The sequence below is a fragment of the Pseudomonas sp. CFBP 8771 genome, assembly GCF_014841695.1.
In the GTDB taxonomy this organism is placed as follows: domain Bacteria; phylum Pseudomonadota; class Gammaproteobacteria; order Pseudomonadales; family Pseudomonadaceae; genus Aquipseudomonas; species Aquipseudomonas baltica.
This window is the reverse complement of record NZ_JACYUJ010000004.1, coordinates 491,256-514,081: the sequence shown is the minus strand read 5'-3', so window position 1 is coordinate 514,081 and position 22,826 is coordinate 491,256. Positions and strand designations below refer to the sequence as shown.

General features: G+C 63.0%; 24 protein-coding genes. 14 read left to right on the top strand and 10 right to left on the bottom strand.

The annotated features are described in order from the left end of the window. Positions 1–167 precede the first annotated feature (167 nt). Together IFT80_RS12170 and IFT80_RS12165 are read right to left on the bottom strand one after the other, a co-directional pair. Positions 168–1,661 (bottom strand): CoA-acylating methylmalonate-semialdehyde dehydrogenase, encoded by a 1,494-nt coding sequence (locus IFT80_RS12170; RefSeq protein WP_122480266.1) that lies wholly within the window; start codon positions 1,659–1,661, stop codon positions 168–170. A gap of 24 nt (positions 1,662–1,685) precedes the next feature. Then, a complete protein-coding gene (locus IFT80_RS12165; protein WP_122714707.1) occupies positions 1,686–3,032 on the bottom strand; it encodes an aspartate aminotransferase family protein in 1,347 nt (448 codons plus the stop codon). Positions 3,033–3,153: 121 nt separating this feature from the next. Between IFT80_RS12165 and IFT80_RS12160 the strand changes: the two genes are divergently transcribed. The 4 genes from IFT80_RS12160 (at position 3,154) to IFT80_RS12145 (ending at position 6,187) form a co-directional block, all read left to right on the top strand. Beyond that, on the top strand, positions 3,154–4,071 hold the full coding sequence (locus IFT80_RS12160; RefSeq protein WP_122480268.1) for a LysR family transcriptional regulator: 918 nt from the start codon (positions 3,154–3,156) through the stop codon (positions 4,069–4,071). A gap of 97 nt (positions 4,072–4,168) precedes the next feature. Beyond that, positions 4,169–4,831: a TetR/AcrR family transcriptional regulator gene (locus IFT80_RS12155; RefSeq protein WP_122480269.1), complete on the top strand. Its 663-nt coding sequence runs from the start codon at positions 4,169–4,171 to the stop codon at positions 4,829–4,831. 25 nt (positions 4,832–4,856) lie between these two features. Beyond that, positions 4,857–5,447, top strand: a complete 591-nt coding sequence (locus IFT80_RS12150) for an IMPACT family protein (protein WP_192059166.1) — start codon at positions 4,857–4,859, stop codon at positions 5,445–5,447. A 56-nt stretch (positions 5,448–5,503) separates the two neighbouring features. Then, the gene (locus tag IFT80_RS12145) at positions 5,504–6,187 is read left to right on the top strand and encodes an SDR family oxidoreductase (protein WP_122480271.1); all 684 of its coding nucleotides are present in this window, start codon (positions 5,504–5,506) and stop codon (positions 6,185–6,187) included. A gap of 90 nt (positions 6,188–6,277) precedes the next feature. Here the strand turns inward: IFT80_RS12145 and IFT80_RS12140 are convergent, their stop codons facing one another. Beyond that, complete coding sequence (locus tag IFT80_RS12140) at positions 6,278–7,369, bottom strand: calcium:proton antiporter (protein ID WP_122714702.1); 1,092 nt, start codon at positions 7,367–7,369, stop codon at positions 6,278–6,280. Between the two features lie 94 nt (positions 7,370–7,463). Continuing rightward, positions 7,464–8,381: a LysR substrate-binding domain-containing protein gene (locus IFT80_RS12135; RefSeq protein ID WP_122480273.1), complete on the bottom strand. Its 918-nt coding sequence runs from the start codon at positions 8,379–8,381 to the stop codon at positions 7,464–7,466. 102 nt (positions 8,382–8,483) lie between these two features. Here IFT80_RS12135 and IFT80_RS12130 point away from each other — a divergent pair, with 102 nt between their 5' ends. From IFT80_RS12130 to IFT80_RS12105, 6 genes are all read left to right on the top strand, one after another. Further along, a complete protein-coding gene (locus tag IFT80_RS12130; RefSeq protein WP_192102956.1) occupies positions 8,484–9,857 on the top strand; it encodes an L-serine ammonia-lyase in 1,374 nt (457 codons plus the stop codon). Positions 9,858–10,031: 174 nt separating this feature from the next. Next, a complete protein-coding gene (locus IFT80_RS12125; protein WP_244652408.1) occupies positions 10,032–10,928 on the top strand; it encodes a Fe(3+) dicitrate ABC transporter substrate-binding protein in 897 nt (298 codons plus the stop codon). Further along, a complete protein-coding gene (fecC, locus tag IFT80_RS12120; protein WP_192137626.1) occupies positions 10,929–11,918 on the top strand; it encodes an iron-dicitrate ABC transporter permease FecC in 990 nt (329 codons plus the stop codon). After that, on the top strand, positions 11,915–12,883 hold the full coding sequence (locus IFT80_RS12115; protein WP_192137625.1) for an iron chelate uptake ABC transporter family permease subunit: 969 nt from the start codon (positions 11,915–11,917) through the stop codon (positions 12,881–12,883). Before fecC ends, IFT80_RS12115 begins: the two co-directional genes overlap by 4 nt. A gap of 4 nt (positions 12,884–12,887) precedes the next feature. Then, positions 12,888–13,679 (top strand): Fe(3+) dicitrate ABC transporter ATP-binding protein FecE, encoded by a 792-nt coding sequence (fecE, locus tag IFT80_RS12110; RefSeq protein ID WP_192059159.1) that lies wholly within the window; start codon positions 12,888–12,890, stop codon positions 13,677–13,679. A 135-nt stretch (positions 13,680–13,814) separates the two neighbouring features. Further along, complete coding sequence (locus tag IFT80_RS12105) at positions 13,815–14,768, top strand: adenosine deaminase (protein ID WP_192102952.1); 954 nt, start codon at positions 13,815–13,817, stop codon at positions 14,766–14,768. Between the two features lie 36 nt (positions 14,769–14,804). Here IFT80_RS12105 and IFT80_RS12100 read toward each other — a convergent pair whose 3' ends face one another. After that, positions 14,805–15,500 (bottom strand): ArsR/SmtB family transcription factor, encoded by a 696-nt coding sequence (locus tag IFT80_RS12100; RefSeq protein WP_122480280.1) that lies wholly within the window; start codon positions 15,498–15,500, stop codon positions 14,805–14,807. Between the two features lie 414 nt (positions 15,501–15,914). On the opposite strand from IFT80_RS12100, the gene IFT80_RS12095 reads away from it, so the two are divergent. After that, positions 15,915–16,094 (top strand): hypothetical protein, encoded by a 180-nt coding sequence (locus tag IFT80_RS12095; RefSeq protein WP_122480281.1) that lies wholly within the window; start codon positions 15,915–15,917, stop codon positions 16,092–16,094. Here the strand turns inward: IFT80_RS12095 and IFT80_RS12090 are convergent. Together IFT80_RS12090 and IFT80_RS12085 are read right to left on the bottom strand one after the other, a co-directional pair. Beyond that, positions 16,091–17,284, bottom strand: a complete 1,194-nt coding sequence (locus tag IFT80_RS12090; protein ID WP_185795255.1) for a multidrug effflux MFS transporter — start codon at positions 17,282–17,284, stop codon at positions 16,091–16,093. The two genes, IFT80_RS12095 and IFT80_RS12090, sit on opposite strands and share 4 nt — an antisense overlap. A 48-nt stretch (positions 17,285–17,332) precedes the next feature. After that, positions 17,333–17,530, bottom strand: a complete 198-nt coding sequence (locus IFT80_RS12085; protein ID WP_122480283.1) for a heavy-metal-associated domain-containing protein — start codon at positions 17,528–17,530, stop codon at positions 17,333–17,335. A 156-nt stretch (positions 17,531–17,686) separates the two neighbouring features. Between IFT80_RS12085 and IFT80_RS12080 the strand changes: the two genes are divergently transcribed. Beyond that, on the top strand, positions 17,687–18,073 hold the full coding sequence (locus tag IFT80_RS12080; protein ID WP_122714690.1) for a hypothetical protein: 387 nt from the start codon (positions 17,687–17,689) through the stop codon (positions 18,071–18,073). Positions 18,074–18,130: 57 nt separating this feature from the next. After that, positions 18,131–18,532 carry a Cu(I)-responsive transcriptional regulator gene (gene cueR / locus IFT80_RS12075; RefSeq protein WP_185795256.1) on the top strand — a complete coding sequence of 134 codons (402 nt, stop codon included), beginning with the start codon at positions 18,131–18,133 and terminating at the stop codon, positions 18,530–18,532. Between the two features lie 36 nt (positions 18,533–18,568). Here cueR and IFT80_RS12070 read toward each other — a convergent pair whose 3' ends face one another. Together IFT80_RS12070 and IFT80_RS12065 are read right to left on the bottom strand one after the other, a co-directional pair. After that, the gene (locus IFT80_RS12070) at positions 18,569–19,462 is read right to left on the bottom strand and encodes a PA4780 family RIO1-like protein kinase (RefSeq protein WP_192102948.1); all 894 of its coding nucleotides are present in this window, start codon (positions 19,460–19,462) and stop codon (positions 18,569–18,571) included. Between the two features lie 165 nt (positions 19,463–19,627). Continuing rightward, positions 19,628–20,410 (bottom strand): AraC family transcriptional regulator, encoded by a 783-nt coding sequence (locus IFT80_RS12065; RefSeq protein WP_122480287.1) that lies wholly within the window; start codon positions 20,408–20,410, stop codon positions 19,628–19,630. A gap of 87 nt (positions 20,411–20,497) precedes the next feature. Here IFT80_RS12065 and IFT80_RS12060 point away from each other — a divergent pair, with 87 nt between their 5' ends. After that, on the top strand, positions 20,498–21,529 hold the full coding sequence (locus IFT80_RS12060; protein ID WP_185795258.1) for a bile acid:sodium symporter family protein: 1,032 nt from the start codon (positions 20,498–20,500) through the stop codon (positions 21,527–21,529). On the opposite strand, the gene IFT80_RS12055 is transcribed toward IFT80_RS12060, so the two are convergent. Beyond that, positions 21,516–22,805: an acetyl-CoA C-acetyltransferase gene (locus IFT80_RS12055; protein ID WP_192102946.1), complete on the bottom strand. Its 1,290-nt coding sequence runs from the start codon at positions 22,803–22,805 to the stop codon at positions 21,516–21,518. The genes IFT80_RS12060 and IFT80_RS12055 overlap by 14 nt on opposite strands. Between the last annotated feature and the right edge of the window lie 21 nt (positions 22,806–22,826).

Genomic DNA, 22,826 nt, shown 5'->3' with positions numbered 1-22,826 from the left:
CTGAAACGGCCAACTCATTGATTAACAAGGAGTTTATCGTTTCGGCTGCGCCGGAAGTGGGGCGAATTATAGACGCATTGAGAGGGGCGTCAACAGGTAATTTCAAAAAACTGTCATATATCCCTAAAAGCAAAGGGCGGGCCTGGCGGCCCGCCCTTTCTCGATGCTTAAAGGCTAGGGAAAGCGAACTGCGACGCTTCGTGGCTGGCACGTTGCGGCCAGCGCTGGGTGATGGCCTTGCGTCGCGTGTAGAAGCGTACGCCATCCGGGCCATAGGCATGCAGGTCGCCGAACAGGGAGCGCTTCCAGCCGCCGAAGCTGTGATAGGCGACCGGCACCGGCAGCGGTACGTTGACGCCGACCATGCCGACTTCGATCTCGTCGCAGAACAGGCGTGCCGCTTCACCGTCGCGGGTGAAGATGCAAGTGCCGTTGCCGTATTCATGGTCGTTGATCAACTGCATGGCCTGCTCGAGGCTTTCGACACGGACGATGCACAACACCGGGCCGAAGATTTCTTCTTTATAGATACGCATCTGGGGAGTGACGTGGTCGAACAGGCACCCGCCGAGGAAGAAGCCTTCTTCGTTGCCCGATACACTCAGACCGCGACCGTCCACGACCAGCTTGGCGCCGGCCTGCTCACCGTCATCGACATAGCCTGAGACCTTGTCACGGGCCTGGGCGGTCACCAGTGGGCCCATGTCCAGACCACAAGACGTGCCGGCGCCGATCTTCAGCGACTTGATCTGCGGAGTCAGCTTGGCCACGAGGGCGTCGGCGACCTGGTCGCCGACGCACACGGCTACCGAAATGGCCATGCAGCGCTCACCGCAGGAACCGTAGGCTGCGCCCATCAAGGCGCTGACCGCGTTGTCGAGATCAGCGTCGGGCATCAACACCGCGTGGTTTTTCGCGCCACCCAGGGCCTGAACGCGTTTACCGCGACGGGTGCCTTCGCTGTAGATGTACTCGGCGATCGGCGTGGAGCCAACGAAACTCAGTGCCTTGACCTCCGGCGCTTCGATGAGCGCGTCCACCGCGACCTTGTCACCGTGCACGACATTGAGTACGCCAGCCGGGAGGCCCGCCTCCAACAGCAGTTGCGCTATATAGAGTGTAGAGCTGGGATCACGCTCGGACGGCTTGAGGATGAAGCAGTTGCCGCAGACGATGGCCAAGGGGTACATCCACAGCGGGACCATGGCCGGAAAGTTGAACGGCGTGATACCGGCAACGATACCCAGTGGCTGGAAATCGGACCAGGCATCGATATTGGGACCGACGTTGCGGCTGTACTCACCCTTGAGCACCTCAGGTGCTGCGCAGGCGAACTCGACGTTTTCGATGCCGCGCTTGAGTTCACCTGCAGCGTCTTCCAGCGTTTTGCCATGCTCTTCACTGATCATCTGGGCGATCTTGGCTTCGTTCTGCTCGAGCAGTTGCTTGAAACGGAACATCACCTGGGCACGCTTGGCCGCTGGAGTCTTGCGCCAGGCTGGAAACGCGGCCTTGGCGGCGTCGATGGCCAGTTGCACGGTCTCGCGGCTGGCCAGCTGGAGTTTGCGGATGGCCTGGCCGGTCGACGGGTTGAAGACATCGGCCGTACGGTCGCCGCTGGAAACCAGATCGCCGTTGATCAAGTGTTGGATAGTGCTCATGCAATGGGCTCCTTGGAAAAAAGGTCAGTCGATCTGGTTGAGGGCTTCGCCAACAGCATCGAACAGGCGATCGAGGTCTTGCGGCTGGGCGTTGAAGGTTGGGCCGAACTGCAGGGTGTCGCCGCCGAAACGCACGTAGAATCCGGCTTTCCATAGCTTCATGGACACCTCATAGGGGCGCACGATGGCATCGCCATCGCGTGGCGCCAGCTGGATCGCGCCGGCAAGGCCATAGTTGCGAATGTCGACGATGTTCTTCGCGCCCTTGACGCCGTGCAGCACGTTTTCGAAATGCGGTGCCAGCTCGGCGACGTTCTGCACCAGGTTTTCGCGCTGCAGCAGGTCCAGCGCGGCAAGGCCGGCGGCGCAGGCCACCGGGTGCGCCGAGTAGGTATAGCCGTGGGGGAATTCCACGGCGTACTCGGGCGTCGCCTGGTTCATGAAGGTCTGGTAGATCTCGGTGCTGGCGATGACGGCGCCCATCGGAATGGCGCCGTTGGTGATCTGCTTGGCGATGCACATCAGGTCCGGGGTCACGCCGAAGGTGTCGGCACCGAACATGGCGCCGGTGCGCCCGAAGCCGGTGATGACCTCGTCGAAGATCAGCAGGATATTGTGCTGGTCGCAGATTTCACGAAGGCGCTTGAGGTAGCCCTTGGGCGGTGGCAGCACGCCTGCCGAACCCGCCATGGGCTCGACGATCAGGGCGGCGATGTTGGAAGCGTCGTGCAGCTCGATGACCTTGAGCATTTCATCGGCCAAGGCAATGCCACCCTCCTCCGGCGATCCCTTGGAATAGGTATTGCCCGGCAGCAGGGTATGGGGGATGTGGTCGACGTCCATCAGCTGGCCGAACATCTTGCGGTTGCCGTTGACGCCGCCCAGGCTGGTGCCGGCAACGTTGACACCGTGGTAGCCACGGGCCCGGCCAATCATCTTGGTCTTGGTGGCCTGGCCTTTCAGGCGCCAATAGGCACGGACCATTTTCACGGCGGTGTCGCAGCACTCGGAGCCGGAGTTGGTATAGAAGACGTGATTGAGATTGCCGGGAGTCAGGTCGGTGATTTTTTCCGCCAGCTGGAAGGACAGCGGATGGCCGTACTGGAACGCGGGCGAGTAGTCGAGCACACCGAGCTGACGCGACACCGCTTCCTGGATTTCCTTGCGCGTATGGCCCGCACCGCAGGTCCACAGACCGGAGAGGCTGTCGTAGATCTGCCGGCCCTTGTCGTCGGTCAGCCAGCTGCCTTGGGCCGCGACGATGATCCGCGGGTCACGCTGGAAGCTGCGGTTGGCGGTGTACGGCATCCAGTGAGCATCCAGCTTGAGCTGGCTGGTGATGCCGACAGGGGCGTTCTCGGGCATGTTCATGTGCACAGACCTCATTGAGCGATTGAAGACGCGATGACAAGCGTGTTGCCTCTACGGTGTCACGACGATAAAGTCTGGAAAACCCAACTTTTTCGATCTTCAGTCAGGCAGCTACTAAACTATGAGCCGTCGCCCCGATCCGCTCGCGCAGGTCAGTGATTTCGATATTCGCCTGCTGCGCATCTTTCGCAGCGTGGTGGAGTGCGGCGGCTTTTCTGCGGCGGAAAACGTCCTGGGCATCGGTCGTTCGGCGATCAGCCAGCAGATGAGCGACCTCGAGCAGCGTTTGGGCCTGCGCCTGTGTCAGCGTGGCCGCGCAGGGTTTTCCCTGACCGAAGAAGGCCGCGAGGTCTATCAATCGGCGCTGCAGTTGCTGGCGGCGCTGGAAAGCTTCCGCACCGGCGTCAACGGCCTGCACCAGCACCTGCGTGGCGAGTTGAACATTGGCCTGACCGATAACCTGGTGACGCTGCCGCACATGCGCATCACCCATGCGCTGGCGCAACTCAAGGACCGTGGGCCCGATGTGCGCATCCAGATCCGGATGATCGCGCCCAGCCAGGTCGAGCAGGGCGTGCTCGATGGCAGCTTGCATGTTGGCGTGGTGCCGCAGTCGAGCCCGTTGTCGGGGCTCGAGTACCAGCCGCTGTACAGTGAGCGTTCGTTGTTGTACTGCGCGGTCGGCCACCCGCTGTTCTACGCCAGTGACGAGGCGCTCGATGGCGACCGCCTCAACGCACAGGAAGCCATCGCGCCGACATTTCGTCTGCCGGCCGATATCCAGGCGCGTTACCAGGTGCTCAAGTGCACCGCCAGCGCCTCGGATCGCGAGGGCATGGCGTTTCTGATTCTGACGGGACGCTACATCGGCTACCTGCCCGACCATTACGCCACTTTCTGGGTACAACAGGGGCGTCTGCGTGCGTTGAAACCGAGCGAGCGGTTCTATGACCTGACGTTGTCCTGGGTGACGCGCAAGGGCAGAAGGCCCCATCTGGTGCTGGAAAGCTTTCTGGAAAGCCTGGCGCAGACGCGCTGAAGGATCGTCGTGGTTTATCCATCAAGGCTTGTCGGATCAGGGCGGGTACGCTATCAACGCATCTGCAGTATTCAAACGATCGGTTCGGAAATCGCCCATGAGTCTCGAAGTCCCCGCGCACAGCGCCTCGGTCAGTGGCAAACCTGCCAGCCGCATCCGCCAGAAGAATGAAGAAGCGATTCTGAAGGCGGCTGAAGACGAGTTCGCCCGGCACGGTTTCAAGGGCACCAGCATGAACACCATTGCGTTGAATGCAGGCTTGCCCAAGGCCAACCTGCACTATTACTTCACCAACAAACTCGGCCTGTACATTGCGGTGCTGAGCAACATCATCGAGCTGTGGGACAGCACCTTCAATACGTTGCGCGCCGAGGATGATCCGGCGCAGGCGCTGACCCGCTACATCCGCGCCAAGATGGAGTTCTCGCGCCGCCAGCCACTGGCGTCACGGATCTTCGCGATGGAGATCATCAGCGGCGGCGAGTGCCTGAGCGAGTACTTCAGCCAGGACTACCGCAGCTGGTTCGCGGGGCGTGCCGCGGTGTTCCAGGCCTGGATCGACGCCGGCAAGATGGACCCCGTCGACCCCGTGCACCTGATCTTTCTGCTGTGGGGCAGTACCCAGCATTACGCCGACTTCGCCACGCAGATCTGCCGGGTGACCGGACAGGCGCGCCTGACGCGGCATGACTTCGAACACGCCAGTGACAACCTGATCCGCATCATTCTGAAAGGATGCGGCTTGACCCCTGCGGTGTGATCACTGCAACAGCCAAGAGATAAGCATGCCTTCTACCCTGCTGGGACCCTGCGAGTACCGCGAGGAGATTCGCAAGAGTCGATTCATCACCCTCGCCGCGCCGATAGCCAGCGTGCAGGACGCCCAGGCCTTCATCGAACAGACCAGTGACCTGGCCGCGACCCATAACTGCTGGGCGTGGAAACTGGGCGATCAGTACCGCAGCAACGACGATGGCGAGCCAGGCGGTACCGCAGGCCGACCGATCCTGGCGGCGATCGAGGCACAGGATTGCGATCAGGTGGTGGTGCTGGTGATTCGCTGGTACGGCGGCATTCAGTTGGGTACAGGAGGGTTGGCCCGTGCCTATGGCGGAGGGGCGAACAAATGCCTGCAGCAGGCGCCCAAGCGCCTGTTGATCGCGCGGGTGGCTGTGAGCTGTTCCTGCACATTCAGTGAGCTGGCCCTGGTCAAGCTTCGGGTGGCCGAGGTTCAGGGGTTGGTGACTGCAGAAGATTTCACCAGCAATGGGGTCGATCTGCAGCTGGCAGTGGCCAGTGAGGCCATCGCTACCCTGGCGCAGCAGCTTGCCGACCTTTCCAGGGGACGGATCGTGCTGCAAGCCGTCGCGTCTTGAGCGCGTCGTTGCTGACAGCGAGTGCTAGTCTGTTTCCTTTGTTCAGGAGAGTGGCAATGACAACTGCAAAGAAAGCGTTGGTGATTGGTGCATCCCGTGGCCTGGGTCTGGGGCTGGTGGAACGCTTGAGCGAAGATGGCTGGGAGGTGACGGCCACGGTTCGCGATCTGGACAAGGTGCCGCCGGCGCTGACGGCCACCGGCGCGAAGGTGGAGGCGCTGGAGATGACTCGCCTGGAGTCCATGGACGCCCTGAGCCTGCGGCTGCAGCAGCAAACCTTCGACCTGCTGTTCATCAATGCCGGGGTGTCCGGGCCGGCGGGCTACAACACCGACCAGGCCAGCGATGCAGACATCGGTGAACTGTTCGTCATCAATGCCGTGGCGCCGATCCGTCTGGCCCAGCGACTGGCGGGCAATGTCGCCGATGGCGGTGCGATCGCCTTCATGAGTTCGGTGCTGGGCAGTGTGGCGATGCCTGAAGGGTCGCCCATGGCCTTGTACAAGGCGAGCAAGGCGGCCTTGAATTCGATGACCAATACCTTCGTGACCGAGTTGGCGCGGCCGCAGTTGACGGTGCTGTCGATGCATCCGGGCTGGGTGAAGACCGACATGGGCGGCGACGGTGCCAGTCTGGACGTTGCCACCAGTACCCGTGGATTGGTGGATGTGATCACCGCGCAGCTGGGCAAGGGTGGGTTGCAGTTTCTCGATTACAAGGGCGAGAAGATCGACTGGTGAGGTCCGGGGGAAGCGGTGGTGTCAGCAGGGGCCTCTTCGCGGGCACTGCCCGCTCCTACAGGATGCGGGCGTTGCCAGGTAGACGGTGGTTTACAGGCCCAGGATCGACAGCATGATGAAGGTCGCGAACAACACGAAGTGAGTCATGCCCTCGATGGCGTTGGTTTCGCCGTCGTTGAGGTTGATCGCGCAGACCAGCAGGGTGATGAAGATCATCACTGTCTGCACCGGTGTCATTGCCATCTGGAATGGCTGGCCGCTGTACAGGGCCAGGCCTTCCATGACCGGTACGGTAAGGATCACCGTTGACAGCGAGGCACCCAGGGCAATGTTGACCACCGATTGCATGCGGTTGGCCAATGCTGCACGCAGTGCAGTCAGGATTTCCGGCGCAGCGGAAATGGCTGCCACCAGAATGGCCGTCATTACCGGTGGTGCGCCGGTGCCCTCGAGACCCAGGTCGATGGTCTTGGACATGACTTCGGCCAGGGCGCCGATGACGACGATACCGAACACCAGGGTACCCACCGACCAACCCAGGTGAACCGGCTTCTCGGGTTCGGTGGTCACGCCCTTGCGCTTCTTCTTTTCCGGATAGTTGTAGCTGAAGAAGTAACTGTGCGGCCCGACCTGCATGCGCAGGAACAAGGCGTAGAGCACCAGCATGGCGCCGATGGTAAAGCCTGAGTAGACTTTCCAGTTGCCCTCGGGGATGAACTCCGGCACCACCATGGACACACCCATGGCGGTGAGGATCATGACGCTGTAGCTGCGCGCCGAATCGTCATTGTAGGACTGTTCGCCATGCTTGAGCCCGCCCATCAGTGCCGCGAGCCCGAGAATGCCGTTGATGTCGAGCATGACCGCCGAATAGATGGTGTCGCGCACCAGGGTCGGTGATGGCTCGTTGCTCATCATGATGCCCAGTACCACTACTTCGACCAGCACCGCCGACAGGGTGAGGATCATGGTGCCGTAGGGGTCACCGAATTTTTCGGCGAGCAACTCGGCGTGCCCGGCAACTCGCACCGAGGCGAAGATGATCGCCACGACCAGGGCGATACCCGCGCCCAGTGCCACGCCTTGACCATGGCTGAGCAGGTAGTGCTCGGCCGGGAAGGCAATGCATGCGGCGATCACCGCCAGAAGTAGAAATTTTTCCTGCTTGAGTAACGCGATCATGGCCTGCCTTCGCTGATTGCTGCGACCTGTGCCGCTGAAAGTAACTGGATGTAACAAGAATCAGCGGATCAGAGTACGCGACAGCTGCAAAGGTTCAGGGGCAGACCTGTGCCTGGGCCACCAACCAGTCATGGATGGCACGTCGGGTTGGCGTATTGAGTGCGCCTTCGCGGTACGCCAGCACGTATTTCTTGCGGGCCTGGATGGGCCATCCGAACGGCACGATCAGCGAGCCTTGTTCCAGCTCATCGGTGATCAGCGCGCGACGGGCGATGGCAACACCCATGCCCATGCGCGCCGCATCGATGGTCAGGTGATTGCGATTGAAAGTGTGGCCGCGGCGCACATCGATGCCTTCGGCGCCTATCGCCGAGAGGTAGAACTCCCACTCTGCATATTCATAGCTGCCGCGCCAGGCGGTTATGTCGTGCAGCAATGGGAAGTGCACCAGCTGGCCAGGGCTGTCCAATGGCGGACGACCCTCAAGCAGAGTGGGCGAGCACACCGGGAACAGCTCCTCTTCCAGCAACGGTGTAGTGACCAGGCCTGGGTAGCTGCCATCGTTGAGGTCGATGGCCAGGTCGAAATCGTCGTCACGCAGTGAGCCGCTGCTGTCCTCGGCGATCACCCGCAGCTGGAGCTCGGGAAAAGCCCGCTCGAGGCTGGGCAACCGTGGCATCAGCCACTTGCTCAAAAAGGAAGGGATGCTGCGCAGCTTGAACACCCCGCCGATGGTGCCGGAATGCAACAGCCGCAGTTCTTCGTCGATGCGGCTGTGCACTTCGTTGGCGACCACCGCAAGGCGCTGGCCCTGTGCAGTCAATTGCAGGCCGCGACCCACCCGATGGAACAGCGCAAAGCCCAGGCGATCTTCCAATTGCTTCATCTGCTGGCTGATGGCACCGGGGGTCACATGCAATTCATCGGCGCAGCGGGTGAAGGACAGATGCCGCGCGGCGCAGGCAAACACCTGCAGCCAGGCGTGCATTTGGGCATTGAGGATCTTGCTCATCGGTGAGCCCCGCTAAACAGTGACTTAGTAAGTATCGTTTGTCTGAAATGTCTGTCAGGCCAAAGATAAGGCACGAGTGTATAGAGAGAGAATGAGGCAGACATGGCTATCAGCGTATTCGACATGTTCAAGATCGGCATCGGCCCCTCCAGTTCGCATACGGTGGGCCCGATGCGCGCCGCTGCCCTGTTTGCCAAAAATCTCACCGAACAAGGCATGGCACCGCTGGTGGAGCGGATCGAAGCCCGCTTGTATGGCTCGCTGTCCGCCACCGGCATAGGCCATGGCAGTGACCGCGCGACCCTGATGGGCTTGATGGGCGAATGGCCGGACCGGGTCGACCCGGACACCGTCGGGCCTCGAGTCGACGAAGTGATCCGGCGGCAATGCCTGCAGCTGGGCGATCACGCGATTCATTTCGACTGGCAGCGCGACATGCTTCTGCTCGATGAGAGCCTGCCCTACCACCCCAATGGCATGACCTTGGTGGCGCACCTGCAGAACGGCGAGGTGCACGAGCAGACCTACTATTCGGTTGGTGGCGGTTTCGTGGTCGATGCCGAGCAGGCTGCCAGCGGTGTGCTGGACAACGACACCACCGTCCTGCCCTACGACTTTTCCTCGGCGGCGCAGTTGCTGAGCCTGTGCAAGCGCACCGGCCTGAGCATTGCGGCACTGATGATGGAAAACGAAAAGGCCTGGCGTTCCGAAGCGCAGATCCGCGAACAGTTGGCGGTGATCTGGCAAGCGATGCAGGCTTGCGTGGATAAAGGTCTGACCGGGCAAGGCATTCTGCCAGGCGGGCTGAACGTGCGCCGCCGGGCCTATCGTCTGCACCAGAACCTGCAGGAGATCGGCAAGCCCAACGTCATTGGCTCCACCCTCAGTGCCATGGAATGGGTCAACGTCTTTGCTCTGGCGGTGAACGAGGAGAATGCCGCCGGCGGGCGCATGGTGACCGCCCCCACCAACGGCGCGGCCGGGATCATTCCGGCGGTGTTGCACTACTACATGAAGTTCTGCCCGGAAGCGTCGGCCGACGACGTGGTCCGGTTTTTCCTGGCAGCTGCGGCGGTAGGCATCCTGTGCAAGAAGAACGCGTCGATTTCCGGCGCCGAGGTGGGTTGCCAGGGTGAAGTGGGTTCAGCTTGCGCCATGGCGGCTGCCGGCTTGGCCGAGGTGCTGGGTGCCACGCCCGAACAGGTCGAGAACGCAGCGGAAATCGGCCTGGAGCACAACCTGGGGCTGACCTGCGATCCGGTTGGAGGGCTGGTCCAGGTGCCGTGCATCGAGCGCAATGCGATTGCCGCGGTCAAGGCGATCAATGCCGCGCAAATGGCGCTGCGCGGTGATGGCGAGCACTTCATCTCGCTGGATCACGCCATCCGGACCATGCGTGACACTGGCGCCGACATGCACGACAAGTACAAGGAAACCTCGCGCGGCGGGTTGGCGGTCAACCTGGTGGAGTGCTGAGTTGCACCCACCGTTTCGAAGGTAAGTCCGAAAGCGCGAAACACTCGTAAAAGAGAATGTTTTTTGATCACGACAGCCTGATATGGAATAGTACCCGCCGTTTTTGCGCGCCCGCCCAGCGCGCAGGTTCCACAGCGAAGGTATTTGTCCATGCGCAGTTCCCGCCTCACCTCGATGATCGTCGCCAGTGCGCTGGCCTTGTGCACACGACTGGTCGTCGCAGCGCCCATCGATATCAACGATGGCCAACACACCGTCCATCTGCCCCAGGCGCCGCAACGTGTGGTGGTGCTGGAGTTCTCCTTTCTCGATAGCCTGGCGGCAGTGGGCGTCACCCCGGTTGGCGCCGCCGACGATGGCGATGCCAATCGCGTATTGCCCAGAGTACGTCAGGCCATTGGTCAGTGGAGCTCGGTGGGCCTGCGCGCCCAGCCCAGCATCGAACAGATCGCGCGGCTCAAGCCTGACCTGATCATTGCCGATCTCAATCGCCATCAGGCGCTGTACGCCGACCTGGCAAGCCTGGCGCCGACCTTGCTGCTGCCTTCGCGCGGGGAAGACTATGAAGGCAGCTTGAAGTCCGCCGAGTTGATTGGCCGGGCGTTGGGCAAGAGCGAGGCGATGCAGGCGCGGATCACGCAGAACCGTCGCAGCCTCGCCGACATCGCCGGGCAGGTGCCCGCCGGTACCAAGGTGCTGTTCGGTGTGGCGCGGGAAGACAGCTTCTCCGTACATGGACCGCACTCCTATGCGGGCAGCGTACTGGCGGCAATCGGTTTGCAGGTTCCGCCGGTACGCAGCAACGCGGCACCGACCGAGTTCGTCAGCCTGGAACAACTGCTGGCGCTGGACCCTGCCTGGCTGCTCGTCGGGCACTACCGGCATCCGAGCCTGGTCGACAGCTGGAGCCAGCAGCCGCTGTGGCAAGTGCTGGGCGCAGTGCGCAATCATCAGGTTGCAGAGGTCGACGGTGACACCTGGGCCCGCAACCGCGGGGTGATGGCGTCCGAGCAGATTGCCGAAGACGCATTGGCCATTCTCAAGGGCGGCAAAGCCGCCATGACGCCCTGAATGAGGCGTTGGTGGGCGATGGCGCTGGGCACGGTGGTCGTCGCCGGGCTGTTCTGGATGTCGCTGTACGCCTGGTCGCCGTTCACGATCAGCCAGGCGGATGCCTTCAACGGGCTGTTCAGCCAGGGCCGTGAGGGCGGCAACATGGCCTATATCGTCGCCCAGCTGCGGGTGCCACGGGCACTTTGCGCGGCGTTGGTCGGTGCCTGCCTGGGACTGGCCGGTGCATTGATGCAGGGCATTACCCGCAACCGCTTGGCGTCGCCGTCCCTGTTCGGGGTCACGGCAGGCGCCGCGCTGGGCCTGGCGTTGTTCTCCACGGGCCTGGTGGCCCTGCCGTTCGCAGGCGGCGCGTTGCTGATGACGTGTGTGGGGGGTGCCCTGGCCTGGGTGATCGTTTTCAGCCTGGGTGGCGCCTGGTCCCCAGCGGCGGCGCAAGGCCGACTGGTGCTGGCCGGAGTGACCGTGGCGGCACTGTGTGCGGCGTTGACGCGGCTGACCGTGATACTGGTCGAGGCGCAGGCACAGAGCGTGCTCAACTGGCTGGCCGGATCGCTGGCCAACGTCGGTGCTGCGCAACTGCAACTGTTGTGGCCCTGCACTCTGATCGGTGCCCTGTGGGCACTCTTCTGCGCACCACGCCTGAATCTGGTGAATCTGGGCGAGAATGCGGCTCGCTCGCTGGGGGTCGGTATCGCCGGCCTGCGCCTGCAGGTGTTTTTCGCCAGCCTGCTGCTGGTGGGCGCCAGTGTCTGCGCGGTCGGCCCGATCGGCTTCGTGGGCCTGATCGCACCGAACATTGCCCGGCAATACCTGGGCAACGACTATCGCTGGCTGATTCCGGCAAGCGCCCTGTTGGGTGCGGCGATCGTGCTGGCGGCCGATCTGGTCAGCCGCGCCGTGGCCTTCCCGGCGGAAACGCCGGCCGGGGTGGTGACCGCTCTGATCGGTGCACCGTTCTTCCTCTACCTAGCCAGGCGTACGCAATGACCCGGCCCTACCCTCGCCTGCTGATCCTGCTGGCACTGTTGCTCGCTGCCTTGTGGCTGAGCCTGAGCGCAGGCACCTCCTGGCTGGCGCCAAGTGCAGTGTTCGAGCTGTTGCTGGCGCATGACCCGCTGGACTTCGAGGTGTGGAACCACCGCCTGCCGCGCGGGCTGATCGCGATCCTGACCGGCAGCGCCCTGGGCCTGGCCGGCGCCCTGGTGCAGGGGGTGATTCGCAACCCGCTGGCTTCCCCGGAGATTCTGGGGGTGACCCAGGGCGCCGGGCTGGCCCTGACCATTGCCATCATCGCGGTACCGCAGCTGCCCTTTACCTGGCTGCCGCTGGTGGCCGGCGTGGGCGGCGCCGGCGGCGCACTGCTGCTGGCGCTGTACAACAGCGGTGTGAGTTTTTCCGGCGTGCGCTTTGCGTTGTCCGGGGTGGCGATCGCCGTGACCCTGTCGAGCATCACCGAGTTTCTGATTCTGTCGCACCCGCTGGACATCAACACGGCGTTGCTGGCCTTGACGGGCAGCCTGTGGAGCCGCAGTTGGCATCATCTGGCGCTGGCCCTGCCGTTCGTGGTGCTGATGCCATTGGCGCTGGGCCTGGCGAAACCGCTGAACCTGATCGGCCTGGGCGACGAAGCAGCCCACAGCCTGGGTACCGCACTCAAGCGCACACGCTGGCTGGCGATGGGCGCAGCGGTGCTGTTGAGCAGCCTGGGGGTGGGCATCATCGGCCCGGTTGGCTTTCTTGGCTTGGTCGCGCCGCACATGGCGCGCCGCCTGGTGGGCGGGCATCATCAGCACCTGCTGCCGGCCTCGATGCTGATCGGTGCTCTGTTGCTGGTGCTGGCCGACACGCTGGGACGCACACTGATCGCGCCCAGCGAGATCCCGGCGGGCGTTCTGACCGCGGTCATCGGCGCACCTTACTTTCTCTGGCTGCTGGCACGCTTCAAGGGCTGACATCATGAGCATCATCAAGGCCGACGGCGTCGATATCGGCTACGGCGCCACGCCTATCGTACGCAATCTCTCGTTCACCCCGCCTGCCGGGCAAGTCACCGCGCTGATCGGGCCCAATGGCTGTGGCAAGTCGACGCTGCTCAAGGCCCTGGCACGCATCATCACGCCGCAATGCGGGACGGTGAGCCTGGATGGCCAACCCTACGCGCAGCTGTCGTCGCGCGCGTTGGCGCAGCATGTGGCGTTCCTGCCGCAGGTATTGCCCATTCCCGAAGGGGTCAGCGTTGCCCAACTGGTGGCCTATGGGCGCAGCCCGCACAACAGCTTCTGGGGGCGCCTGAGCGGCACGGACCGCAATGCCGTGGAGCAGGCCCTGCAGCGCATGGGCCTGGAATCACTGGCCGACACCGCGCTGGCGGACCTCTCCGGCGGCCAGCGGCAAAGGGCCTGGCTGGCCATGGTGCTGGCGCAGGATACGCCGGTGGTGTTGCTCGACGAGCCCACGACCTACCTGGATATCAGCCATCAGGTCGAGCTGCTCGACCTGATGCGCCAGCTTGCCGCCGAAGGCAAGACCGTGGTTACGGTGTTGCACGATATCAACCAGGCCTGCCGCTACGCCGATCATCTGGCGGTGATGCATCAAGGTCGCCTGGTGGCCGATGGTCCGCCTGGGCAGGTCGTCGATGCCCAATTGATGCAGCAGGTATTCGAGGTGCAGGTGCAGATCGTCCGTGAGCCGGTGGCGGGCACGCCGATGTGCGTGGTGGAAAAAAGCACGCGCGCCTCGACGTGAATGGCCTGGCATCCGACCGGGGCCGGCCCGCCGGGCGTCGGCACGAACCTGCCGGTTGGGCCCTCGCGGCTGCGAGTGAAGGGCAATACCTGTAGAATCGAGCACGATTGCACCTGATGAGAGAACGAAAACACCATGTACGACTGGCTCAATGCCTTGCCCAAGGCCGAACTGCACATGCACCTGGAAGGCTCGCTGGAACCCGAGCTGCTGTTCGCCCTGGCCGAGCGCAACAAGATCGCGTTGCCCTGGAATGATGTGGAGGCGCTGCGTGGAGCCTATGCGTTCAATAACCTGCAGGAGTTTCTCGACCTGTATTACCGCGGTGCCGACGTGTTGCGCACCGAGCAGGATTTCTACGACCTGACCTGGGCCTATCTGTTGCGCTGCCAGGCCCAGAACGTCGTACACACCGAGCCGTTCTTCGATCCGCAGACCCACACCGACCGCGGTATCGCCTTTGAAACGGTGCTGGGCGGCATCACTGCCGCACTGAATGACGGCCGTACCCAGCTGAACGTCGACAGCGGGCTGATCCTTAGTTTTCTGCGCCATTTGAGCGAAGACGAGGCGCAGAAGACCCTGGATCAGGCCTTGCCTTTCCGTGATGCGTTCGTTGCCGTGGGTCTGGACAGCTCCGAGATGGGCCATCCGCCGAGCAAGTTCAAGCGCGTGTTCGACCGCGCCCGCGACGAGGGCTTCCTGACAGTCGCCCACGCCGGTGAGGAAGGCCCGCCCGAGTACATCTGGGAAGCCCTGGACCTGCTCAAGATCCAGCGCATCGACCACGGCGTGCGTGCCATCGAGGACGAGCGCCTGATGCAGCGCATCATCGACGAGCAGATTCCACTGACCGTATGCCCGCTCTCCAACACCAAGCTGTGTGTGTTCGATCACATGAGCCAGCACAACATTCTCGACATGCTCGAGCGCGGCGTGAAGGTCACGGTCAATTCCGATGACCCGGCCTATTTCGGCGGCTACGTCACCGAGAACTACCACGCGCTGTACACCCATCTAGGTATGACCAAGGACCAAGCCAAACGCCTGGCGCAGAATAGCCTGGACGCTCGCCTGATCAAGCAATGAGGCCGGCGGGGTCGAACCCCGGCCTCACCCGCCCCATCACGTACCCAAGCGACCGATCTCGCTCATGCCCAGACGGGTAACCTGCAGCGTGCGGCTGTCTTCGTTGAGCTTGAGCCAGCCCGACTGCAGGAACAGGGTCAGCAACCCTGCACCCAGTGCGCCGCCGACGTGCGGGCGCTGGGTGCTCCAGTCGCAACAGCTGTGCAGCGGCTGGCGCTCGCGATTGACCAGTGCCTGCGTATAGATGCCTTGGCTGGCCAGGCGGCTGCTGCCCAGCGCCGTCACTTCGAGCCGCTGTTCATAGTGTTCGAGCCAGCCGTTCTGGACCATGCGCTGGAACAGGTCGGCCGCCAGCACGCCGCCCAGATGATCACCGCACAGCCGCACCTGATGCAGGGCCTTGGGCGAGCGCGGTTTGGGCACGCTGATGCGCGCCGCCATTCCCGCATTGGCTTGCACCAACGAGACGCTGGCCAATGCCTCCACCGCCGCCCCTACTTCAGGCTTGGCCAGACGGAAGAAACGCTTGCGCCCACGCGCTTCGAGGGTCAGCAGACCACCTGCCGACAGCCGCGCCAGATGCGCGCCTGCCGACGAGGGCGAGACACCTGCCAGCGATGCCAGCTCGTCGGCGCCTCGCGTGGTGCCGTCGATGAGCGCCCAGAGCATGGCGCTGCGCTTGGGGTCGGCCAGCAATGTGGCGATCCGGCTGATGCAAGGTGTTGGTTGCATGTGTTCACTCCCTGTGGAAACGTTCGTCAATCTGGCAATGGTTGCCGGGGTGATTATATGCACCCCGCCGTTGTACGGAATTGGACGAAAGCGCCGGGGACCAGCATCGAATGCGAGGGGTGTGCAATACCCTGTACTTGTATGGCCCGCCCTTACCGACGGCATTTTCCGGGACGCTTGCTCAAGCGCCCGCAACGCGTCGCTCTGTTGCCTGAAGACCGGTTGGATACATCATTCATTACAGGTTTGACCCCACAGCCGGGGCGGACTTTTCCCGCAATGTCCGTCCTTGCAGACCTACATGATTGTTTGGTTCGCGCTGCCTCGCCGTCAGTCTGACGGGCACCCGATGACGCTCGCACGCCCGAAATGAGGACTAAACTGGGTCCTCATCTCGAGCCCGAGGACATCGCAATGAAAGTTCTTCTTTCTGAGTTGAAGCAACCACGCGGCAGCTGCTGGCAGGTGCGTATGGACCAGCATGCGGTGTCATTCCGCAGCGAAGCCGAGGCGCGGGCCTTCATCGCCACCCTCGAAGCCCGCTTGCAGGCGCCCCACGGCCTGCCGCAGGCGCGGGGGGCCAGCGCCGGTTAGCGGGCTGTCTGCAGGTCGCGCCGCTGCTGGCAGCGGCGTGTCAGTACTGCCGCACAGACGGCAAGGATGCCGCAGCCAGCGATCACCCAGGCCATCGGCATTGCCGTGCCGTCGTGCAGTAATCCGACCAACGACGCGGCGGCGGCGGCAAGACTGAATTGCAGGCACCCCAACAGCGCCGAAGCGCTGCCGGCGCGTGAGCCCTGCCCGCTCATGGCACACGCCGAGGCGTTGGGGATGATCCCGCCCAGGCTCGCCAGACAGACGAACAATGGGATCAGCAATGGCCACAAGACCGTTGGCCGCAGCGCACTGAGTGCCAGCAGCACCGCACCCGCTGCCATGTACACCCACACGGTGCGTGACAGCAGCAACGCCGGACCGCGGCGCGACAGAAGCCGCGCATTGACCTGCGCCATCAGGATGAACCCTGCGGCATTGCTGCCGAACAGCCAGCCATAGTGTTCGGCGGGTACGCCGTAGAGCTTGATGAATACGAACGGTGACCCGGCGATGTAGGCGAACATGCCGGCCATGGCGATTCCGCCGGTCAGCGCATGCCCCATGAACACAGGGTCCAGCAACAAGCCGCCGTACAGCCTGGGGGCGCCTGCAAGGGGGCGTCTGGGCCTGTCGGCGGGCATGCTTTCCGGCAGGCCCAAGGCGACGGCCAAGGTGCAGGCGGCGCTGAACAGGGTGAGCAGGATGAAGATCCACTGCCAGCCCCAACTGTTGACCAGTACGCCACCGAGCATGGGTGCCAGGATCGGCGCCAGGCCCATGACCAGCATCAGTTGCGAGAACACCTTGGCCGAGCCGACTGCATCGCACTTGTCGCTGACGATGGCGCGGGCCAGCACCATGCCAGCGCAACCGCCCAGGGCCTGGACGAAACGGGCAACGATGAGCCAGTCCAGGGTGGGTGCGAAGGCACAGGCCAGCGAAGCTGCGGTGAACAGCGAAACGCCCACGAGCAGGGGCACCCGGCGACCGAAGCGATCGGCGACCGGGCCGTATATCAGTTGGCCGATCGACAAACCGAGGAAGTAGGCAGCCAGGGTGGTCTGGATGTGCTTTTCGTCGGTGCCGAAGGCAAGCGCCATGGCAGGGAAGCCCGGCAGGTAGAAGTCGATCGCCAGGGGGCCGAATGCGCTGAGCGCCCCCAGGATCAGAATGGTCTTGAAGTTCATCGGGTATTCACTACGTCCTGACAATACAGGCGACGTAGTCTAACCGGGTTACGCGGGTGTCGCGCTGTAGCCTTCTTCGCTGATCAGCTGGACGATTCGCTCGGGCGGCAGGTTGCTGTCGATTTCGACCTTGCCGACTGCCAGGTCGATCTGGACCTGGGCAGCCGGATCCTGAGCGGTGATTGCCTGGGTCACGGCACGTACGCAGTGGCCACAGGTCATGCCTTGCACGGTGAACTGTTGCATGGGTGATACCTCGCTGGACGGGATTGCGATCATTCTCAACCTTCCCATCGGGGCAAGGTCAAGGTAAAGATCAAGTTCTGCACGGATCGGCCGGGCTGGAATTCCCCGTGCGGCTCGTCCAAGCTGGACGCTTGCCACCCTGCCAGGAGTAACTCGATGCGCCCTACCACTGCATGGCTTTTCGGAATGTGTGCCCTGGCAGCGCAGAGCTGTTGGGCCGGTGCCAGTACCGGTCAGCCATACGGCATTCTGATCGTTTCCCGCGAGCGCCTGGAAGTCGCCACGTCCTGCGAGATCGGGGTGTACCTGCAGGACCAACTGGTCGGGCGGCTGTTTCAAGAGCAGGCCACATCGTTCAACCTGCCGCCAGGCCCCGTGTCGGTCGGTTTGCGTCAGCTTCCGGGGCAAACGCCTGGGTGCGCGCCGGGCATGACCGAGTACAAACCGGTAATCGTGACCCTGCAGGCCGGGCAGATTCAGAAATTCCGTATCGCTGCAGGCAGCGCCGGCTTGTACTTGAAGCCCGAGCCACTGGAGTATTGACCTTGCCGGAGGGGCAAGGTTGATACTGGCGCAAACGCATCCGAGGACATTTCGAGCATGAACATTGGCCAGGCCGCCCGTGAAAGCGGCCTCAGCGCAAAGATGATCCGTTACTACGAGTCGATCGGCCTGCTCGCGCCAGCCGTGCGCAGCGACAGCGGCTACCGCCTGTATCAGGCAGCGGACGTGCACACGCTCGGTTTCATCAAGCGCTCGCGCGACCTTGGGTTTTCCCTGGAGGAAGTGGCCAGGCTGCTCACGCTGTGGCAAGACCGCAAGCGTGCCAGCGCCGACGTGAAGCAGCTGGCTCGCCGGCATATCGACGAGCTCGACCGCCGCATCGGCGAGCTGAGCAGCCTGCGCAACACCCTTGAACACCTGGTGGAACACTGTCACGGCGATGACCGCCCGGACTGCCCGATCCTTCAGGAGCTGGCATCCGGGGGCTGTTGCAGCTGACCAAGGGAAAACGGCGTCAGCTGGCAAGCAGGCCGCTTATTGCAACCAGGGCGGAGGCGGTTCTTCCGTTGGCTTGGTCGGCTGGTCATCGGCCTCGCGTGCGGCGCGTCGGCGAATGTCGTCCAGGCGCGCGGCCTCGATTTCACGCATGACCCCGCCCACATCGGCTTCCACTTCTTCCTCTGCGAACTCGCCGGTCAGCACGCTGGCCGGGTGCAGTTTGCCTTCTTCGTACAACGCCCACATTTCCTTGGCGTAGCGCGTCTGGCGAAGCTCGGGAGCGAACCTGCCGAAATAGCTGGCCATGTTGCCGACGTCACGCTCGAGCATACTGAAGGCATGGTTGTTGCCCGCCGCATCCACGGCCTGCGGCAGATCGATGATCACCGGGCCATCGGGTGTCAGCAGCACGTTGAACTCGGAGAGGTCGCCGTGCACCAGGCCTGTGCACAGCATCAGCACGATCTGGTGGATGAGGAACGCGTGGTACTCGCGCGCCTGGTCCGGTTCCAGCTCGACGTCGTTGAGACGTGGGGCTGCATCGCCGTCCTCGTCGCAGATCATCTCCATGAGCAAGACGCCCTCGAGAAAATCGTACGGCTTGGGCACACGCACACCGGCGCTGGCCAGCCGGAACAACGCCGCGACCTCGGCGTTCTGCCAGGCGTCCTCGGTTTCCTTGCGGCCGAACTTGGAGCCCTTGGCCATGGCCCGAGCCTGTCGGCTGTTGCGCACCTTGCGGCCTTCCTGATATTCGGCCGCCTGGCGAAAGCTTCGTTTGTTCGCCTCCTTGTAGACCTTGGCGCAGCGCAATTCCTTGCCACAGCGCACCACATAGACAGCTGCTTCTTTACCGCTCATCAGCGGTCGCAGCACCTCGTCCACCAGACCGTCCTCGATCAGCGGTTCAATGCGTTTTGGAGTCTTCATCAGCTTTTATTCTGGGTCCTTCGTAGCCAAACACGCGAATTCTGGCGGCATCGTCTCACAGCGAGCGCGGCTTGCCGACCCGAGCCTGTAAAAGGATGCAAACAACTCGCCAAGCGGTGGACGATCATAGCGCTTTCGCAGCTGATGGACAGCGGCGCTCACGCATTAAAGCTCGCCAGGAGTGAAACCGAACAGCGCCTTGAAAGCTGCGATGAAGGCCGATGTCGATTCATAACCGTTGTTCAATGCGGCCGTGGTCACACTGTCACCGTTTTCCAGCGCCTGCAGCGACGACAGCAGCCGCATGCGCTGCCGCCAGGCCCGATAGCTCATGCCGGTTTCGCGCTGGAACAGGCGCATCAGGGTCTTTTCCGAAGTTCCCAGGCGCCCTGCCCACTGGGTCAGCGTGGTGGCCTGATCGGGAGCAGCGATCAGCTGGTTGCACAACGCCAACAGCCGATGATCCCTGGGCAGGGGCAACGAGAACGCCACCTCGGGCAAGCCTGCCAACTGATCCAGCAATACCTGCACCAGACGTGACTGAGCGGTGTCACCGGCTGGGTAGTCATGGGGCAACTCACAGAAACCCTTGATCAGTTCGCGTGCCAGCGGGGTGACCTCAAGCACCTTGCAGTGCTCCGTGAGGAAGGGCGACTCTTCTCTGCGCACGTACAGACTGCGCATCTCGGCGCGCATCGAGGTAACGACCTTGTGTTCCACTCCCGCCGGAATCCAGATACCCCACTGCGGCGGCGCGAAGAAACTGCCTTCATCGGTGTGCACGCCGAGGACGCCACTGATGGCGTAGGAAAACTGCGCCCAATCATGTCGATGGGCGGGCGTCCACGATCCCGCACCCAGGCTTTCGGCACGCGCATACAACGGTCGAGGCAGGCTTGCCAGGGCGGGTATGGGGCGTGGTGACGATGCATGTCCGTTTGGCGGCATTGATTGGCCCTCTGTCGCAAGACGGCAATAGAGTGCCTGAGTTAGCCTGCCGTTCTCAATGTCCATCGACGCACAGGCGATTCATTCATGCACATTCTCAAACACCTCAAGCGCGTGGTAACCGATTGGTTCCTCTGCGGCATGGTGCTGGCAGTCCTACTGGCCTGGATTTTTCCGAGGTTCGGCGCCACCGGCGGTGCCATGCACGCAGGTCTGGTGACCAATATCGGCGTGTTCGTGGTGTTTTTTCTGCATGGCATGAACCTGTCCAGCGAGCAGATCCGCCACGGATTGAAAAACTGGCGCCTGCATGTGATGGTGCAGGCCTTCACCTTCGTGGTGTTCCCGCTGCTGTGGCTGGCCTGCGACAAGACCCTTGGCGCGTTCATTCCCGGCACCTTGATGGTGGGCTTTCTGTACCTTGCCGCCCTGCCCTCGACCATTTCGTCATCGGTGGCATTGACGGGCAGTGCGGGCGGCAACGTGCCAGCAGCGATCCTCAACGCCAGCCTGTCGAGCGTGCTGGGTATCTTCATCACGCCGTTTCTGTGCGCGCTGGTGGTCGGTGGCGGTTCGGGAGGCATCGACCTGGGGGAAACCCTGCTCGACCTGTGCGCCATGCTGCTGTTGCCGCTGGTGCTGGGGCAACTAATGCGGCCGTTGTTCGGCAAATTCTTCGGCCGGCACAAGCGCTACACCAACTTGATCGACAAGGCCGTGATCCTGCTGCTGGTGTATGCCGCCTTCTGCAATTCGATGGTATCGGGGCTGTGGCAGCAGCAGGGCGCATCGGTATTGGCCATGGCCGTGGGCGGCAGCGCCTTGCTGTTGGCGCTGATCCTGCTGCTGACCACACGCACCGCCAAACTGCTGGGCTTCAGCCACGCCGACAAGGTGGCCGCCGTGTTCTGCGCCAGCAAGAAGTCATTGGCGGCGGGAGCACCGATGGCGGCGCTGATCTTCGGCAGCAACCCCGGACTGGGCTTGATTCTGCTGCCGATCATGATCTATCACCCGCTGCAGCTGATCGTGTGTTCGATCATGGCGGAAAACTATGCCAACCAACTGCGTGTGGAAGCGACCAGCGTGCCCGTGGGCGCAACCGTCAGCGCTCGATGATTGCCGTGACGCCCTGGCCACCGGCTGCGCAAATCGAAATCAGGCCTCGACCGCTGCCTGCGTTGTCCAGAAGCTTGCTCAGGTTGCCGAGGATGCGCCCACCGGTGGCCGCGAACGGGTGCCCTGCCGCCAGTGAACTGCCCTTGACGTTGAGGCGGCTGCGGTCAATCGAACCCAGCGGCGCATCCAGGCCCAAGCGCGTGCGGCAGTAGTCTGCATCCTCCCAGGCCTTGAGGGTGCAGAGCACTTGTGCGGCGAAGGCCTCATGTATTTCGTAGTAATCGAAATCCTGGAGGCTCAAGCCGTTGCGCGCCAACAGCCGCGGAACCGCGTAGACCGGCGCCATCAGCAGCCCTTCCTGCCCCCCCACGAAGTCCACTGCAGCGGTTTCCCCATCGCGCCAGTACGCCAACACCGGCAGCCCGCGCTCCCTGGCCCAGGCTTCGCTGGCCAACAGCACCACCGACGCGCCGTCGGTCAAGGGCGTGGAATTGCCTGCCGTGAGCGTGCCCTGCCGGTTTTTCTCGAACACGGGCTTGAGCGCCGAAAGTTTTTCCAGGGTCAGGTCGGGACGCAGATTATGGTCGCGGACCAGCCCGCCGAATGGCGTGGTGAGATCGTCCTGCCAACCTTGCGCATAGGCGGCGGCCAGGTTCTGGTGACTGCGCAGCGCCAGCTCATCCTGTTCGTGACGCGGGATGTTCCAGTGCTGCGCCATCAGCTCGCAATGCTGCCCCATCGACAGACCGGTGCGCGGCTCGCCATTGCGCGGCAGTTCGGGCCGCAAATGCTGCGGCCGCAGTTGCAGCAATGCCTTGGCCCGTTCGCCGAGCGATTTGGCCCGATGCGTCTGCAACAGGATCTGACGCAAGCCTTCATCGACCGCGATGGGCGCATCGGATGCACTGTCGACACCGCCGGCAATGCCGCATTCGATCTGGCCCAAAGCAATCTTGTTGGCCACCAGCAGCGCGCTTTCCAGACCTGTGCCACACGCTTGCTGAACATCGTAGGCGGGCGTTTGTGCCGACAGCCGCGAGCCCAGTACGCTTTCACGGGTCAGGTTGAAATCGCGGGAATGCTTGAGCACCGCACCGGCCGCGACCTCACCCAGGCGCAGGCCGTGCAGACCATAACGTTCGATCAGGCCTTCGAGTGCGGCCGTGAGCATGGCCTGATTGCCGACTCGGGCGTAGGGCCCGTTGGCGCGAGCGAACGGGATACGATTGCTGCCAACGATGGCAACCCGGCGCACCGTATGCGTGTCTAGGTTCATGTCGAACCTCCTGGATTGAAA

Excerpts from the sequence above, each read along its gene's own strand:
- IFT80_RS12170 (WP_122480266.1), bottom strand. The coding sequence starts at position 1,661 with ATGAGCACTATCCAACACTTGATCAACGGCGATCTGGTTTCCAGCGGC.
- IFT80_RS12165 (WP_122714707.1), bottom strand. The coding sequence starts at position 3,032 with ATGAACATGCCCGAGAACGCCCCTGTCGGCATCACCAGCCAGCTCAAG.
- IFT80_RS12160 (WP_122480268.1), top strand. The coding sequence starts at position 3,154 with ATGAGCCGTCGCCCCGATCCGCTCGCGCAGGTCAGTGATTTCGATATT.
- IFT80_RS12155 (WP_122480269.1), top strand. The coding sequence starts at position 4,169 with ATGAGTCTCGAAGTCCCCGCGCACAGCGCCTCGGTCAGTGGCAAACCT.
- IFT80_RS12150 (WP_192059166.1), top strand. The coding sequence starts at position 4,857 with ATGCCTTCTACCCTGCTGGGACCCTGCGAGTACCGCGAGGAGATTCGC.
- IFT80_RS12145 (WP_122480271.1), top strand. The coding sequence starts at position 5,504 with ATGACAACTGCAAAGAAAGCGTTGGTGATTGGTGCATCCCGTGGCCTG.
- IFT80_RS12140 (WP_122714702.1), bottom strand. The coding sequence starts at position 7,369 with ATGATCGCGTTACTCAAGCAGGAAAAATTTCTACTTCTGGCGGTGATC.
- IFT80_RS12135 (WP_122480273.1), bottom strand. The coding sequence starts at position 8,381 with ATGAGCAAGATCCTCAATGCCCAAATGCACGCCTGGCTGCAGGTGTTT.
- IFT80_RS12130 (WP_192102956.1), top strand. The coding sequence starts at position 8,484 with ATGGCTATCAGCGTATTCGACATGTTCAAGATCGGCATCGGCCCCTCC.
- IFT80_RS12125 (WP_244652408.1), top strand. The coding sequence starts at position 10,032 with ATGATCGTCGCCAGTGCGCTGGCCTTGTGCACACGACTGGTCGTCGCA.
- fecC (WP_192137626.1), top strand. The coding sequence starts at position 10,929 with ATGAGGCGTTGGTGGGCGATGGCGCTGGGCACGGTGGTCGTCGCCGGG.
- IFT80_RS12115 (WP_192137625.1), top strand. The coding sequence starts at position 11,915 with ATGACCCGGCCCTACCCTCGCCTGCTGATCCTGCTGGCACTGTTGCTC.
- fecE (WP_192059159.1), top strand. The coding sequence starts at position 12,888 with ATGAGCATCATCAAGGCCGACGGCGTCGATATCGGCTACGGCGCCACG.
- IFT80_RS12105 (WP_192102952.1), top strand. The coding sequence starts at position 13,815 with ATGTACGACTGGCTCAATGCCTTGCCCAAGGCCGAACTGCACATGCAC.
- IFT80_RS12100 (WP_122480280.1), bottom strand. The coding sequence starts at position 15,500 with ATGCAACCAACACCTTGCATCAGCCGGATCGCCACATTGCTGGCCGAC.
- IFT80_RS12095 (WP_122480281.1), top strand. The coding sequence starts at position 15,915 with ATGAAAGTTCTTCTTTCTGAGTTGAAGCAACCACGCGGCAGCTGCTGG.
- IFT80_RS12090 (WP_185795255.1), bottom strand. The coding sequence starts at position 17,284 with ATGAACTTCAAGACCATTCTGATCCTGGGGGCGCTCAGCGCATTCGGC.
- IFT80_RS12085 (WP_122480283.1), bottom strand. The coding sequence starts at position 17,530 with ATGCAACAGTTCACCGTGCAAGGCATGACCTGTGGCCACTGCGTACGT.
- IFT80_RS12080 (WP_122714690.1), top strand. The coding sequence starts at position 17,687 with ATGCGCCCTACCACTGCATGGCTTTTCGGAATGTGTGCCCTGGCAGCG.
- cueR (WP_185795256.1), top strand. The coding sequence starts at position 18,131 with ATGAACATTGGCCAGGCCGCCCGTGAAAGCGGCCTCAGCGCAAAGATG.
- IFT80_RS12070 (WP_192102948.1), bottom strand. The coding sequence starts at position 19,462 with ATGAAGACTCCAAAACGCATTGAACCGCTGATCGAGGACGGTCTGGTG.
- IFT80_RS12065 (WP_122480287.1), bottom strand. The coding sequence starts at position 20,410 with ATGCCGCCAAACGGACATGCATCGTCACCACGCCCCATACCCGCCCTG.
- IFT80_RS12060 (WP_185795258.1), top strand. The coding sequence starts at position 20,498 with ATGCACATTCTCAAACACCTCAAGCGCGTGGTAACCGATTGGTTCCTC.
- IFT80_RS12055 (WP_192102946.1), bottom strand. The coding sequence starts at position 22,805 with ATGAACCTAGACACGCATACGGTGCGCCGGGTTGCCATCGTTGGCAGC.